Below are 238 nucleotides of genomic sequence, written 5' to 3'. Positions count from 1 at the left end.
ATCAGGACTTCGCCGCCGCGGCCGATGGCGCCGGCCTGGATCACCAGCTGGCATGCCTCGGGGATGGTCATGAAGAACCGGGTCACCTCGGGGTCCGTCACGGTGAGCGGGCCGCCCTGGCGGATCTGCTCGGTGAACAGCGGCAGCATGGAGCCGCGGCTGCCGATGACGTTGCCGAACCGCACCGAGACGTAGCGCTCCCCGGTGCTTCCGGCCATCCAGGCGGTGAGCTTCTCGG

Annotated in this window: 1 protein-coding gene; it reads right to left on the bottom strand. The window is 69.7% G+C overall.

From position 1 onward, the window contains the following. Positions 1–238: polysaccharide biosynthesis protein (locus SB754_RS22785; protein ID WP_410784538.1), on the bottom strand; the 238-nt coding region annotated here is incomplete at both ends.

Origin of the sequence: Leifsonia sp. SIMBA_070, from assembly GCF_046534635.1 — a bacterium.
Classification (GTDB): Bacteria; Actinomycetota; Actinomycetes; order Actinomycetales; family Microbacteriaceae; genus Leifsonia.
The sequence above is the reverse complement of the archived record's forward strand: the minus strand, read 5'-3'. Positions and strand labels throughout refer to the sequence as shown.